Raw genomic sequence first — 13,948 nt, forward strand, 5'->3', positions numbered from 1 at the left:
GTCATATTGATTAAAGTTTCACTTTATTGAAGAAAAATGCGAAAGCCATTCATAAAATATGGAAATGTTAAAATCCCTTTGATAAAATAGCAATATGTAAAAATAATTATTTGTTAATTCTTAATGTAATGAATATTCATGTTTAAATATACGAATTTAACTACATAGTTATTGTGCTAAAGGGGGAGAAAGATGTTAGATGAATTGTACAATGCTTTTTTAAATGCGTCTGGTTTTACAGAAAGTGCGAGGAAACGAGATCGGTATGATGATTTACATGATTATTTAAAAGATAAAGAAAGAGAGTTAAAGCAATTCATTCAAGATGCTGAATCAGCGAAGAGAGATTATGAGAGTAAAAGTAATGGTTTAGAAGCTAATAAAATTCCGGCAGTTGAATTTGAACAAAAACGTCATGAAAAGGATGAAGAATTACATACATTAGTATCCTATTTTAAAAGTGCATTAAGCGATGTTGGATCTGCAAAAAGTACAGCTTATGCAAAGTATTTGGAATATAAAGCGAAAGCAGAATCGGAGAAAGCGTCAGCATACGCTGCAGCGACCAAGGCTTTTGAAGAAAAGAAAAAGGAATTTGAAAAACTTATCCATTAAGCATACAAAGAATGGAGGGAACCAACATGAGTGGTAAAGAGGTTGAAATTATAGGAAGTAACACTGCAAGTGCCATTTCTTACGCACAAAACATTGAAAATGGTATGAAGGATTCTTTAAACCAAGCGAAAGACTTAAAAGCATATGTCACAGGTGCGAAATGGAATGGAAAAACGAGAGATGCATTTTTAAGTTATCTTGATTTGATCATTCAATATAATTCAGAAATGGTAGAGGCATTTGAAGGACATACGAAAGCTTTGAAAGAGTTAGATAAAAGCATTCAAACGTACGGAGATAAATCGGAAGTAAGGGAGATAAAACAACTGTGATGGAGAAACGAGGGATAAAAGAATGGGGAAAGAAATGAGTTTTGCACCTGCTGAATTATATGTTCTCGCAGGTGCAGCTGGGGTTACCGATATATTTGGATTGCCAAACCGTGACGCAATTATTTTACTTGATGCAGAATGTGTCACGAAAGCAACTACGAGTTTAAAAGAAAAAGGCCTACTTACAAGTGAAAATGGAATTACCCCTGCAGCTTTTCAAATAATTGAACTATTAAAGGAATATGAAAATTGTCATGAATACACGAGAATGAATAATGTATTAATTGGCTTTTTAAAAGAGGATAAAGACCGAGTGGCTGTATTGACAGAAATAGAACCAAATAAAAAATACGAGATCGACTACATACCAAAACCGGACGTATATTTTTCATTATTAACACGCATTCCTTTCTTATTGAGAGAACCGAGGGAAATAGAAGATACATTTTTCTCAAAGAGAATGACAGAGGCAGAACAACAAACATTTGAGGAAAAAGATTTATCAAATAAAGACGTTATAGCGATAGAAACGTATACGAGGCCTCGAAGTAATAGAGGAGGAAAATGGGAATGTTTCTTATATTTTACTGAAGGAGAAGATTTCGTTCAAATAGATGTAGATCGTAATCGATATGACTGGGTGAGCCTCTATGCGGTTAATAAGAAATTGTATGACGTGTTAAAAATGCCATATAAAAAGTTAATTGACCCGAGACAATTCTCGTTAGGAGGTATTCAATAATGCAAGTATCAATGGGAGATAGTGGTTCTGGTGGTGGAGAAGAAGTATTAGTTAATTTTCAAGAACTACTTGATATAGTAATGAAGTTAGAAAATATATATAAAATCCATGTAGACGTCATTGGAACGAATATTGAGAGTTTATTAAGCTGTGATTTTTATCAAAAAGGTGAAGCGATGAGAGTAATTGAAAAATATCCTGATATATTACACAAAACACTAGAATTGGCTGAACACTATTCTAGGTCAGCGACAGTTGTAGGAAATGTATGTGTAGAAATGCTTGAAAAGGACGAACAATTACGTGAAATATTAAGTAAGTTGTAGAAATCACCATACGGCTGGGGGGATGAAAACGAGATGGATGTGAAATATAGACCTGAACCATGGCAAAACATGGGGGATGGTATGAATCGAATTACAAAAGATGCACTCATAAAATTACGGGAAGCAAATGAATCATTAAAAAGAATTGATGGAAGAATACGAGATTTAGACTCGGATGGTAGTATACATTTTAATCCTAAAGATCAATCGCAAAAAATCGGGGAATTACTTGATAGCTATTCGACATTACAAAAATATTGCGGAGAAGCAGGGCGATTAGTCTCTGAACATATAGATAAACCTTTTTTAGTAGAAATGGATAAATTCGCTCAAAAAATGAGAGATACATCTATTCTCAGTTTTGAAACAAATAACCGAATTGGCTCTACAACAACGACAGTATTACCAGGTGCGCATGCAGGCTACGGAAGTGTACCACAAACAATACAGAAGAAGAAAGATAAAATAACAGTAGAAGATATTTTTAGAGATTCTCCTGCATTTGATAACGTACTTAGGGCAGAATACAAAGAACTAAAAAAACAAAATCCAGATGCAAAATTAAATTATGAAGAATACAAGAAAGTAGTCCCATCCACACGAGGATTTGAATACAAATCGATAGAAGATGAACAGAAAAAACTAGAAATGGTGCGAGACATAGGAATAGGCGTAGGAATCATCATCACAACAATCCTTTGTCCACCACTCGGAACCGCTGCGGCAGTTGTATACGGCGCTGTACAAATAAAAAGCGGTATCGACGGAGAAGACTGGGGAACACACCGGAAATTGAGCCAAGAAGAACGAACAGGAAACATCATTTTTGGCGGATTAGATGCAATCCCAGCTGTAGGGCTATTAGGAAAAGGAGTAAAAGCATTCAAAGGCACGAGTGAATTAGCTGATTTAGCCAAATTATTAAAATTCAAAGAAGGAATGCCTGGTTTTAATCCAAATTTGGGTAAAAATGTGGTACAATCGCTTAAGGAAAATAAGACTTTAAAGAATGCACTAGATGCTATGAAAAATACTCCTATTCCAGTAGCAGTTAGGACGGTGGATACTGGAATAGGAATGAAGCTTCCTTATATAGAATCTTCAACTGTTGGAGAAGTAGCCGGAAAGTTTTCAAAGGCAAGTACGGCAGCTAAGGATGACGCTTATCAACTTGCTAAGGGTAGTGGTGGTTCAGGAGTTAGTAAGGAAGGTAGTGTGGCTAAGGGTACGGGTAACGCTGTTCATAGATCTGAAATTGACGAAGTAATTAAAAATAATTACGATAAAGACGGAAATTTGATTAATAGATCAATTGTGCCTAAGGGATATGATAGTGTTGAAGATTTCTTAAAACAAGTAGATGATACTACTATCAAAGAATTTGGGTATGATAGTGTTGAAGAGTTTAAAGAAGTTGTAGAACTAACAGAAACATATTTGAATACTAAAACGAAAAATAATATATTAAATAAGCCTTTAGCAGGAGGAACACATGTGAAAAAAGGAGTAGATTTTGATATTTTAGGATTCCCAATATTTAAAGGGGACGATGTTAAATTTACAATGAGACTAGATAAGAATTTACATATTAGTCCAGATGAGGCACAATTTAAGGAATGTACAAGGAAATTAAAAGAAGCGATTGATTCAGGCAAGATTCCAAAAGAATTGTTTTCTCCAGATCAATTAGCTCAAATAAATGCTGGTAAGGCAAGAATAAAAGGATTAACTTGGCATCACCATCAAGTCCCTGGCAAGATGCAATTAGTTATTTCAAAAGTACATAAAGTAAATCACTTAGGTGGAAATAAATTATGGGGAGATGGAATTAGATGAGAAAAGTAGAGTGGCAATTTGCTGATGCAACTGTAAGTGAAGATTTTGTAGTGGAAATTGGTAATGAAATAGGTGTTAAATTTCCAAACGATTATATAAAATGTGTAGCTGTGAATAATGGTGCTAATGTGGAACCAGAAATATTTAATGTGAATAATCATGAAAGAGTTTTTGGGACTTTATTATCTTTTGATGAAAATAGTGACGAATATATAGTTGAAGTATATAATGACTTTAGTGATACATTACCTAAAGAATTAATTCCATTTGCATTTGACCCAGCAGGAAATTTAATTTGCTTTGATTATAAAAATCATGAAGAAAATCCAATTGTTGTTTTTTGGGAACATGAAGATGCATGGGAAAAGGAAGCGCTGATGGAAAGTGAAGGGATTACGGCAGAAGAAGCAGAGAAAATCGCAAGAGAAAATGTATTTTACATTGCAGATACATTTACTGATTTTTTAAGTAAATTACACGATTAAAAAATATAATGATGAATGAAAAATAAATTTTATGTGAAGTGGATAGAATAAAAAAAGAAGTACGAGCTTAGGCGAGATGACATTTTACATGGCGATGAATATAAACACACGGAATGTATACGAAACTAACGAACTCGTACAAACTCGTAAGTTTTAACGTAGTAGTTGTCATGACATATAAAAGGTGTCATACTGTTACTATAAAACTTACAAATTTATGCTACTTAACAACATATGAACTTAAAGCACTTGATTGTCTATGATAGGCAACAAGTGCTTTTTTCGTCTTAGTATAGAAATAAGTTATAATAAAAAAGTTAATATTTTGTTAGATTGAGAAAATAAAGAGTATCTACTAAAAAGCAGCTGTCGATGGCATAAAAACAGCCAGCCACAAAGTAAAAGAGGGTGTAAACTTTGTAGCTTCCACAGCAAAAGGATTTGCCGACAAAATCGGAAATCTATGGAACAAAGGCGCCACAAACGTAAAAACAACTTTCTTGCAGGGGAATGAAAAGATCCAGCACGCAGTAAAAACATTACTGGAATACAAATGGATCCCAGGCGATGGAAAAGGCTTCGCCATAGCTGGAGTAGGAAAGGTCTCAGGAGGAGGACAGTATTCTCTGAAAGAGGCTTATCAGTATATGGAGAGTAAGGTTGTTAAGGGTACGGGTGAAACTCCTAAGATAACTGAAATAAAAGAGAAAGATCTTGGGAAGCACATTATTAAAGGGAAAAATGGAAGAAAAGAACTGGCACCAAACGTGCGTTATATTACCGAGGATGGTTATAAATATACAACAGATGAGCTTGGTAGAATAGTAGATGTTGAGGCAGGAGAATTAATACTTCAAAAAGGAAAACGAAACAAAGGAATGCAAGTGGCAGCAGGCCGTGAAGATAGGTTACCTGATGATGATGGTGGCCACTTGATAGGAACTCAATTCCATGGTTCTGGAGATATTGATAATTTGATTGCTCAAAATAGACAAATTAATCGCTCTGGTGGAGAGTGGTATAATATGGAGCAAGAGTGGGCTAATGCGTTAGGTGGAAAGCCTCCTAAAAAAGTAACAGTAAAGATTGAACCAGTTTATCAAGGAACGTCATTAAGACCAAATTATTTTGAAATAGTTTATGAAATAGAAGGAAAAGGGATATTTGAGAAAACGATTAGAAATCGCGCAGGAGGTTGATTAAAGTGGAAAAAGAAATGAACAAGTTGTATAGAGAAATAGCTGAAACGGTTAATGAAATGATTCCAGAAGAATGGGAGAAATTTTATTTTTATGCTCAGATATCGGAAACTGGAGGGGGAACGTACTTTTTTTATAATACACCTGAAAATAGACAATGCTTTAATTATAGTGCGAAAATCCCATTTAACTATGCTATTGATAAAGAAGAATTTAAAAAAAATAAAAGAAAGCTGTTTGAGTTGAGTGATGAACTAAGAAATGTTTTTAAAGATAATCAGCAAGAACTTTGGTATTCCTTTACAATGACTCTTGAGAGTAGTGGGAAATTTAAGACGCATTATGATTATACAAATTGGTTCGATACAGAATATGGTTTTAGTGACCAAATGATTATTTGGAAAAATAAATACTTAGGAGAAGTACCAAATGATGGAGAATATAAAGCGTTAATCGATAAATATCATAGTGAATTTCCGAATAATCCTATTTAACTAAATGAAAGACAGAAAAAATAATAGGGCGTTTGAAAATAGATACTCCATGATGGTTGTACCATCATGGAGTGTTATGTGCAATGATAGAATAGAAAATAAAGTACGAGCTTAGGCGAGATGACATTTTACCGGGCGATAAATATAAACACATGGAATGTATATTAAACTAACGAACTCGTACAAACTCGTAAGTTTTAATATAGTATTTGTCATGATGTACAAAGGGTGTCATACTGTTACTACAAAACTTACAAATTTACGCTACTTAAAAACATATGAACTTAAAGCACTTGATTGTCAATTAAAGGCAACAAGTGCTTTTTTGTGTTTTAGCGTAGAAAATGGAAAAACAGCATTAGCATTTTGGAAGCAATATCCGTCACCCTCTTGTTTAGAGGGGGCAAATATAAAGCAATTAACGGCTTTTTTAGTAGAGGTTAGTCACAATACATGTTCGGTAAAGAAAGCAAGCGACATATTAAAACTTGTAAAAGAAGATGGACATACAATGAAGGAATATTAAGACACACGAGACTTTTTAGTGAGAAGTATTATACGGGAGATTGAGTTTAAAAAGAAAGAAATGAAATACATCGAAAGAGAATTAAAACAGCTAGTAAATCTACTAGATTATCAATTAGAGACGATGCCGGGAATAGAACTTGTGACGGCATCAGCATTAATTGCAGAAATTGAAGATGTAAGACGATTTCTAAATGCCAACAAATTAGCACGATTTGCGGGGATTGCGCCTGTTTACTTTGGTTCTGGTGGGAAAGGTAAGACACACAAAAGCAAACAAGGAAACAGGCGCTACACGCTTTATTTTATAATTTAGCAGTGGTGCAGCAAGTGCAAGTAGCAAAAGGCAGTAAGATGCCACGAAATCCAGTGTTTCATGCGTACTATCAAAAGAAGCTTAAAGAAGGAAAAACAAAAGGACAAGCATTGGTATGTATTATGAGAAGGCTTGTAAACATTGTATATGGCATGATGAAATATAAAACGGCATATGAATTGCCGATAGTAGAAGAAAAAGAAGTAGTTTAATAAGGTTTACATGGTTTGCTTTTTTATTGTGAGGGTTTAAGATTACAACATAGGGTACGGGTGATAGTAGTAAGACAAACCCTAACAAAATTAAACTAACCCCGGAAAGAGAAAAATACTATCGAATAAAAATAGATGAAGCCAAAGCACGGGGGGATTATAAGGAAGCAGATAACATTAGGTATAATCGTCATTGTGAAGAAACAAAAGAGCCTTTAGAACGTAAAGAGTGGGATGTTAAGCGTGAAAATTTAAAGAAAAGTCAAGAGCGTGGAAGAGAAGAAGAAATAAAAGGAAGAAAAGCTTTGGGAGAACACCTAAATCGTACATTAGAGGACAATAACTCTGGCAAGGTTGTTACGTATACATCCAGTGAAGGGCATCTTACGCGTCCAGATAGTATAGGTCGTAATGCTAAGGATGAAATCGATTTAGTTCATGATCACAAACACAAAATAAGTGACAAAGAACACGTTATTCATAATGACAGCCAAATGCGAGCTGAAAGAGAGATGCTCGAAGATAAAAGTGGAAGTCATATTGTGACAATATCAAGTGATAAACCCGATTTGAATGGAATTCCTCCTAAACCAAGACCAAGTGGGCCTTTAGGAGAAAAGAGTGAGATTTACTATACTGACCCAAGTAGTGGAAAAGTGACTCATAAATGGGAGGGCAATTCACGTTTACCTGGCGGAGGTCGATGGAAAAAACTATGAATAAAAATTATTATGTGACTATATTTTTTAGTATTAAGGAGGATATACATGAAACCTGATTTTTTCTCAATTACAATGTATCCTACAGTATCTTTTAACGAAGAAGAAGTATTAGGTCGTCTTTTGGATGTGTTTGAGTCAAATGAAAAATTTGCTCCTACTCATTGGGGTAACAGTGAAATGGTACGAGTAGAATATAATCGTCAGGAAATCCTGGAAAAAGTAGTTTCAGAGCATAAAGTATCAGAAGTTTACCTTTATCGTGATAAATCGGTGAACTATAGTGGGAGTTTTGAAGTTAACTGGAGTCATCGCTCATTTTTGAAGTTTGAGTTTCATAAATCGATACCTAAAAAATTATGGCCTGCTTTTTTTGAGTTATCTGACCAAATTGCAGAAATTGCGAAACCAAGTTATGGAGTAACTCAAATTTTTTGGCCTTTATCATATCCGTGGAATACCGAACGTGAACGATTACAAATGTGGATGGAAATATCTTCCCAACCAATACCAGTTAGGTTTCTTCCTAACGGTCCCTTAGGGGTAGGGGCTAGAACATACTTTAGCGGTCATATTTTAGAAATGTTTGATAAGGAATTATTACAAAATAGTCCAGCTGTGGTATCTGAGCTAGATTGGGGTGGCCTTTGTATTGATATTTTAAATAATCCATTAGAGAGTGATAGTGATACATTACTTGATAATTGGCTACAAGTAATGAAGTATTTTGAACCAGCACAAGTAATGGCTATACCAAGTTTTGATGAAGATCAAAGGGGTGTAACTTATTCTCCAAATATTGCTTGGAAGGACTATCTGAAAAGCTAAATGAAAGGAGCTCGTAATAATGAATGAGAATGATAGAATAAGAGTCATGGAAATATTAAATCAATCTCAATACAATGATGAAATTATAGATGGGCTAGATATGAGCAATTTAGACCTTACTTTTTCTGATTTGTCAGAGGTGATGGCAGAGGGTATCATGGCAAAACAAGTCCATTTAAGAGCTTCTTCACTAATGAGAGCATCTTTTTTTGATTGTGATTTTGAGTTTGCTGATTTCAGGAGCTGTAATTTAGAGGAAATACATATTGCAGATTGTAGATTTGGTGAAGCTAATTTCTCTAAAGCCAATATGAAATATGCAAAGGTAAATATAAGTAGTTGTTTTGAAACATGTTTTGATGAAGTTGATTTTTCATATGGAGAATTAGTTGGAACGATATTAAATCATGCTACTTTTCGACGAGCAAATTTATATAAAATAGATGCAAAACAGGCCGACTGTACGGGAACGGATTTCAGCAACGCGAATCTTACAGAAGGTAACTTTGAAAAAGCATATTTAGAAGATGCTAATTTATCAGAAGTAAACGCTAGAAATGCAGATTTTACAAACGCAGATTTAACAGGAGCGACCCTTTTAAATGGTGATTTTACTGACGCGAATTTTACTGGTGCTAAACTTGACAATGTAGTTTGGACAGGAGCAAAGGTAGAAGGAGCCAAGTTTGACGAAAATGTGAAGGAACAAATCTTAAAAATGATTTAAATATGATGGGAAGTATATACATTTAAGCACTCGAAAATCTATGATTGGTAGCGAGTGCTTTTTTCGTAGAGATTGATAAATAAGTGAAAATCAATATAGATTATTTTTAAGGATTGTTAGATAGATTAAGTCGGGAATATTATATAATTGAAAATACAGTAGCAAAAGGTGCGGACTCCGTATCCCAAATCTTTAAAGGTGTAGAAATACTGCCAGATGGAAGTGTCGTTAGATCTGGAACGAACTATAGCGGGAAATTCCAAGAAGCCCATGATGCCTCAAAGGCGAGTATTCAGAGTAGGATCTCGAATTTGGAGAGTGGTGGGGTTAAGGGTACGGGGGAAGGTACTCAAACTAAAAAAATTAAACTGACTAATGAAAGAACTGCAGAATATGAAGAAGCTATGACAAAAGCAGCTAGAGATTTACCTCCTTATAGTAGAAAACCTAATAAACCAAGAGATTTTGAAGAAAAAGTAGTAGATGATTCTACAGGAATTACTACTTATACATTTACATCTAAGAAAAATGGGGAAACTTATAAAGTTAAATATGATAAAGATGGTTACCCAATTTTTAATTCAAAATATGAAACATCTTTATCAGAGTCATATCATTTAGAGCCTGACTCAGTGCAGTTTAAATATCTCTCACAAAAATTATATGACGATATAATGAAAGATCCAAACTTAGCAAAACAATTCAGCCAAACAGATATTGAGTTATTCAAATTAGGTAAGAAGCCAAAATCAGTCACATGGCATCATCATCAAGAGACTGGTAAAATGCAACTTGTTGATTACTATGAACATCAGGTTGCGGGTCATACAGGTGGTAGAGCAATTTGGGGTGGTGGAGATGACGGTAGAACAGGTAAACTGAAGAAAATTATTTTGGAGATGATAAAATGAGCCGAGTAACTTGGCTATTTACGGATGGAGCGATAGATGAGCAAGTAATTATTGCTGTGGAGAATTCATTTGGTGTCAGATTTCCAGATGACTACCGTGAATGCATTAAAAAAAATAACGGTGGTTATCCTGAGCCTAATATTTATGATATTAATGATGATGAGGGTGGAGCAGTCTTTGATTGTCTATTAAGTTTTACAAGCAAAGATGCAAATATAGAAGTTGTTTATGAATTAACTTCACTTCCGGAAGGTATTATTCCATTTGCAAGAGACCCATTTGGGGGACTTATTTGTTTTAATTACTGTGATACTAAAGATTCTCCGTCAGTAGTTTTCTATGATCAGGAATCAGTGAATGAGGATAAAATTAAATTAATATGCGACTCTTTTTCTGAATTGATTGAGAGATTATACTCTGATTGAGAAAAACAAAATGAACAGGAAAGAAGGTTAATTGTATGAGGAATTTAGATTTTGAATATACTTTTACCCCTATTGGCATTGAAGATATCGAAGATTTCGAAAATAAGTATGGTATATTGTTACCTGCTGATTATAAACAATTTTTGCTGTCTAAAAATGGAGGGAAAACTGAGCAACGAAGATTTAAAACTAATGATACAACTAAGAAAGGCGTAATAACATCGTCTGTTTCAATGTTTTTTCCTCTATCAATAGAAAATGAAATAAATCTAGAAGAGAAATTAAGAAGTTATAATTTGATGCAAGTGGTACCAAGTAATTTTCTTCCAATTGGAATTGACCCCGCGGGGAGTTTGATTTGTTTATCAATTGATGGGAAAGATAGAGGTAGTGTATATCATTGTGATATGGATTACTTTGAAGAAGATAACGAGTTAAGAGAGGAATACATCCGACTAATTTCTAAAAGTTTCTCTGAATTTGTGGATAATTTATATATTCCTGAAAACTAATGATAGGATTTTATTGATTGGAATTAGTTAATAGTTGGTTAATCTCTTTAATTTAAACGGGGCTTTCTTTATGGTCTAACGACCTAGAGAAAGCCTCTTCTTTTTCCCCGAATTATTTAAAAGTACAACATAGGGGACGGGTGAAGTTCCTAAAGTTAATCCGAAAATTAAAGTGAATTTTAAGACTGGTTATGATAAGCATTTAATTGAAGTAGAAGGTTTTAAAGCAAAACAGACTATAGGTATAAAAGATGGACACAACCTTGAAAACTTTGAATAGTACATTTTAGACAACTTCGGTGATCCGATAAAGAATATTAATCAAGGTGTAACAAAAACGCCACATCCGGATATTCTAGGTATTTATGAAGTTAAATACAAGCTCCCTGTTTATGACGGAATGAGCACGGCTTAACGGTGGAAAAAGGAATATCAGAATGTTCCAATTCCTGTTAAGGTTAGGCTTAGTCAAACGGCTGATTTATTCGGATTGAGGTCCCTCCAAGTTGATACGGAAAAGTTTGGAAACCTAATTAGCAAGTTCGAAAGGAAAGTCGATGAAGTTTCTAAGGGTACGGGTGAAGGTAGTAGGATTATTCCTGGTACTCCGGGTATTGCAATAGGAGGAAATTCTACTAAATTAGGAAAAAATATGATGACAGAAATGGGGCTTAGACGTTCAACTAAATGGAGTGGATATCAAGCACAGCATATTATTCCTTCTGAAATGGCAGATAATCCTGTCATTAAAAAGATAGGTATGAACTTTGATGACTCATCAAATGGTATTTTTCTAAGAGTACCAGATGATAATATAAGTACAATGGCTAGACACAGAGGATATCATTCTGTTTACAATGAAGTAGTTGCAAGAGCATTAAATAAAATGGATATTAGCCAAAGTATTGATAGTTTACAAAAGCAGGTATATGATTTGCAAAAAAATTTAAGGAAATTACAGGGGAATGGTTTACCATTGTACCCAAGCCCAGGTGCAACAGTAGAACTCTGGGAAAGAAAGCTAAAACAATTGGAAATACAAAATAAGTAAATATCAGTAAGGTGGTAAGGTGTAATGGAAAATAAAGATATTAGTTTGCTTGAAGAATTACTTTATAATACAAATAAAGAGGATACAATTAGCCGAATAAAGAATATAGATAATCCAATACTCCTTCATTGTTTTGCAGCAAATTATAATTGGAATAGTGGATTTGATATACCAAATGCAATTCTTGAAAACAAAGATTGTGACTTAGGAACGGGATTACTAATGTTTCATTATGCAGACGGATATCGATTATTAGAAAGTCCAGAGGAAGTTTCGAATTCTCCATTACAAGAATGGAAGGTTTTTATATTAAAACTTCAAAATAAAATTATGAATTTGGAGTTTAAAACACAAAATATATCATTTAGCTCTGAATTAACAAAAATTCAAATATTCAAGTTGAAAAAAAGGAACCCAAGTATTTCAGATATTCTTATTAATGAGTCACCAGGAAATATAATTGATATTCCTAAAATATAAATAAACATTAAAAACTCATTACAGTAAATAAATGAGCTTAGTTATAGTGATTTTATAAACCTTACTATACTAAATTATATTTTATGGACGGATATAATAAAGTTCGTGGTGCTAAATTTAAATACGCATAAGTATATATGAATAAAAAATAAAGTATATGTGAAGTAGATAGAAAAAATAAAAGGTTTTTTGAAAGTATGTACTCCATCATGGTTGTACCATCATGGAGTACTGTGTGCAATGATAGAATAGAAAATAAAGTAAAATCTTAGGTGAGATAGCATTTTATTTGGCGATGAATATAAACATATGGAATGTATATTAAACTAACGAACTCATACAAACTCGTAAGTGTTAACATAGTCGTTGTCACGACATATAAATGGTGTCATACTGTTACTACAAAATTTATAAATTTATGCTACTTAAAAATAGATGAACTTAAAGCACTCGATTGTCGATTAAAGGCAACGAGTGTTTTTTTGCGTATTAGCGTAGAAATTTAACAGATAACTATAATTTTATTATGTAAAATTTTTATATAGTTTTCTATACAACTAAAGAGAAGAAAAATGTTCACTATTACTTTCATTTCTGTTATAAAAATTCTACAATAGAAGACAGAACGTATATTTGGTATAATCAAAATATACTATATGAAATGATGTACATGAGTTTGAAATTCATGTAATGAGGTAAGAAATACATAACAATAGCTAATATTTAAAGTTTTCGTACCTATAGAATTCAATTCATGTTATATAAATCAATTGTTAGAAAGGAAAAGATGTAATGAATCAAATTTCATTTGAAGATTTATTTGAAGAAGAAAAAGAAAAGGTGGAGGTAGCTGAGGTATGTAAGGTACCAGCCCCTTTATCACCATTACAAAAAGATATTTTAGAATTAATTGATTCTGAAGAAATAAGTGCGCTTGAGCTATGTGAACGATTAATACGATCTGGTAAAATACCCGATGAAAGATTCACTACGAATAAGCCTAAAGCATATGGACAAGTATGTTTACTATTAGAAGGTTTTGTTACAGAAGGAAAACTTATTTTTATCAAAGATGATGAGAAAAGAGATAGGGTATATAAATTGAAAGAAGAAGTTTGAGATGTATAGGGGGGAGATGAATGATTGGTTCCCTTTAACTTGCAGTTCCGTTAGTCTAGTAATGTCCACTAAAAAGGTGTCAATCTCTCCTAGA

At 33.5% G+C, this 13,948-nt stretch carries 16 protein-coding genes and 2 pseudogenes; all 18 read left to right on the forward strand.

What is annotated here, in order from left to right:
- Positions 1–192: 192 nt before the first annotated feature.
- A complete protein-coding gene (locus C4S65_RS04425; protein ID WP_000883455.1) occupies positions 193–615 on the forward strand; it encodes a hypothetical protein in 423 nt (140 codons plus the stop codon).
- A 26-nt stretch (positions 616–641) separates the two neighbouring features.
- Positions 642–947, forward strand: a complete 306-nt coding sequence (locus C4S65_RS04430) for a WXG100 family type VII secretion target (protein ID WP_000014537.1) — start codon at positions 642–644, stop codon at positions 945–947.
- 22 nt (positions 948–969) lie between these two features.
- Positions 970–1,689: a DUF5081 family protein gene (locus C4S65_RS04435; RefSeq protein ID WP_000514121.1), complete on the forward strand. Its 720-nt coding sequence runs from the start codon at positions 970–972 to the stop codon at positions 1,687–1,689.
- Positions 1,689–2,015, forward strand: a complete 327-nt coding sequence (locus tag C4S65_RS04440) for a hypothetical protein (protein ID WP_001198201.1) — start codon at positions 1,689–1,691, stop codon at positions 2,013–2,015. Before C4S65_RS04435 ends, C4S65_RS04440 begins: the two co-directional genes overlap by 1 nt.
- A 33-nt stretch (positions 2,016–2,048) precedes the next feature.
- On the forward strand, positions 2,049–3,851 hold the full coding sequence (locus C4S65_RS04445) for an HNH endonuclease (RefSeq protein WP_000382724.1): 1,803 nt from the start codon (positions 2,049–2,051) through the stop codon (positions 3,849–3,851).
- Positions 3,848–4,336: an SMI1/KNR4 family protein gene (locus C4S65_RS04450; RefSeq protein ID WP_001233230.1), complete on the forward strand. Its 489-nt coding sequence runs from the start codon at positions 3,848–3,850 to the stop codon at positions 4,334–4,336. Before C4S65_RS04445 ends, C4S65_RS04450 begins: the two co-directional genes overlap by 4 nt.
- Before the next feature lie 647 nt (positions 4,337–4,983).
- The gene (locus C4S65_RS04455) at positions 4,984–5,535 is read left to right on the forward strand and encodes a DNA/RNA non-specific endonuclease (RefSeq protein ID WP_033667575.1); all 552 of its coding nucleotides are present in this window, start codon (positions 4,984–4,986) and stop codon (positions 5,533–5,535) included.
- Between the two features lie 5 nt (positions 5,536–5,540).
- Entirely contained in the window at positions 5,541–6,029 is a 489-nt protein-coding gene (locus tag C4S65_RS04460; RefSeq protein ID WP_061668096.1) for an antitoxin YezG family protein, read from the forward strand.
- Positions 6,030–6,372: 343 nt separating this feature from the next.
- Positions 6,373–7,082, forward strand: a pseudogene (locus tag C4S65_RS04470) (transposase); the annotation flags it as partial.
- 77 nt (positions 7,083–7,159) lie between these two features.
- Positions 7,160–7,801 (forward strand): annotated as a pseudogene (locus C4S65_RS35655) (ADP-ribosyltransferase); the annotation flags it as partial.
- 48 nt (positions 7,802–7,849) lie between these two features.
- Positions 7,850–8,629, forward strand: coding sequence for a hypothetical protein (locus C4S65_RS04480; RefSeq protein WP_098838693.1), 780 nt, complete (start codon positions 7,850–7,852; stop codon positions 8,627–8,629).
- A 19-nt stretch (positions 8,630–8,648) separates the two neighbouring features.
- Entirely contained in the window at positions 8,649–9,356 is a 708-nt protein-coding gene (locus C4S65_RS04485) for a pentapeptide repeat-containing protein (protein WP_061668092.1), read from the forward strand.
- A gap of 113 nt (positions 9,357–9,469) precedes the next feature.
- Positions 9,470–10,267, forward strand: coding sequence for an HNH endonuclease (locus C4S65_RS04490; RefSeq protein ID WP_097888914.1), 798 nt, complete (start codon positions 9,470–9,472; stop codon positions 10,265–10,267).
- Positions 10,264–10,692 carry an SMI1/KNR4 family protein gene (locus C4S65_RS04495; RefSeq protein WP_000092333.1) on the forward strand — a complete coding sequence of 143 codons (429 nt, stop codon included), beginning with the start codon at positions 10,264–10,266 and terminating at the stop codon, positions 10,690–10,692. The genes C4S65_RS04490 and C4S65_RS04495 overlap by 4 nt, the downstream gene beginning before the upstream one ends.
- A 35-nt stretch (positions 10,693–10,727) precedes the next feature.
- Positions 10,728–11,204, forward strand: a complete 477-nt coding sequence (locus tag C4S65_RS04500; protein ID WP_061666903.1) for an SMI1/KNR4 family protein — start codon at positions 10,728–10,730, stop codon at positions 11,202–11,204.
- 490 nt (positions 11,205–11,694) lie between these two features.
- Positions 11,695–12,255, forward strand: a complete 561-nt coding sequence (locus C4S65_RS04510; protein WP_225988058.1) for an AHH domain-containing protein — start codon at positions 11,695–11,697, stop codon at positions 12,253–12,255.
- Between the two features lie 24 nt (positions 12,256–12,279).
- The gene (locus C4S65_RS04515; RefSeq protein ID WP_000428103.1) at positions 12,280–12,735 is read left to right on the forward strand and encodes a DUF4274 domain-containing protein; all 456 of its coding nucleotides are present in this window, start codon (positions 12,280–12,282) and stop codon (positions 12,733–12,735) included.
- A 792-nt stretch (positions 12,736–13,527) separates the two neighbouring features.
- Positions 13,528–13,854, forward strand: a complete 327-nt coding sequence (locus C4S65_RS04525) for a DUF3895 domain-containing protein (protein WP_001071909.1) — start codon at positions 13,528–13,530, stop codon at positions 13,852–13,854.
- The last annotated feature ends 94 nt before the right edge of the window (positions 13,855–13,948 follow it).

This window comes from Bacillus sp. ok061, assembly GCF_900108285.1.
In the GTDB taxonomy this organism is placed as follows: Bacteria; Bacillota; Bacilli; order Bacillales; family Bacillaceae_G; genus Bacillus_A; species Bacillus_A thuringiensis_S.

Bases quoted from the DNA above. Each gene is read 5' to 3' on its own strand.
- C4S65_RS04425 (WP_000883455.1), top strand. From the start codon at position 193: ATGTTAGATGAATTGTACAATGCTTTTTTAAATGCGTCTGGTTTTACA.
- C4S65_RS04430 (WP_000014537.1), top strand. From the start codon at position 642: ATGAGTGGTAAAGAGGTTGAAATTATAGGAAGTAACACTGCAAGTGCC.
- C4S65_RS04435 (WP_000514121.1), top strand. From the start codon at position 970: ATGGGGAAAGAAATGAGTTTTGCACCTGCTGAATTATATGTTCTCGCA.
- C4S65_RS04440 (WP_001198201.1), top strand. From the start codon at position 1,689: ATGCAAGTATCAATGGGAGATAGTGGTTCTGGTGGTGGAGAAGAAGTA.
- C4S65_RS04445 (WP_000382724.1), top strand. From the start codon at position 2,049: ATGGATGTGAAATATAGACCTGAACCATGGCAAAACATGGGGGATGGT.
- C4S65_RS04450 (WP_001233230.1), top strand. From the start codon at position 3,848: ATGAGAAAAGTAGAGTGGCAATTTGCTGATGCAACTGTAAGTGAAGAT.
- C4S65_RS04455 (WP_033667575.1), top strand. From the start codon at position 4,984: ATGGAGAGTAAGGTTGTTAAGGGTACGGGTGAAACTCCTAAGATAACT.
- C4S65_RS04480 (WP_098838693.1), top strand. From the start codon at position 7,850: ATGAAACCTGATTTTTTCTCAATTACAATGTATCCTACAGTATCTTTT.
- C4S65_RS04485 (WP_061668092.1), top strand. From the start codon at position 8,649: ATGAATGAGAATGATAGAATAAGAGTCATGGAAATATTAAATCAATCT.
- C4S65_RS04495 (WP_000092333.1), top strand. From the start codon at position 10,264: ATGAGCCGAGTAACTTGGCTATTTACGGATGGAGCGATAGATGAGCAA.
- C4S65_RS04500 (WP_061666903.1), top strand. From the start codon at position 10,728: ATGAGGAATTTAGATTTTGAATATACTTTTACCCCTATTGGCATTGAA.
- C4S65_RS04515 (WP_000428103.1), top strand. From the start codon at position 12,280: ATGGAAAATAAAGATATTAGTTTGCTTGAAGAATTACTTTATAATACA.
- C4S65_RS04525 (WP_001071909.1), top strand. From the start codon at position 13,528: ATGAATCAAATTTCATTTGAAGATTTATTTGAAGAAGAAAAAGAAAAG.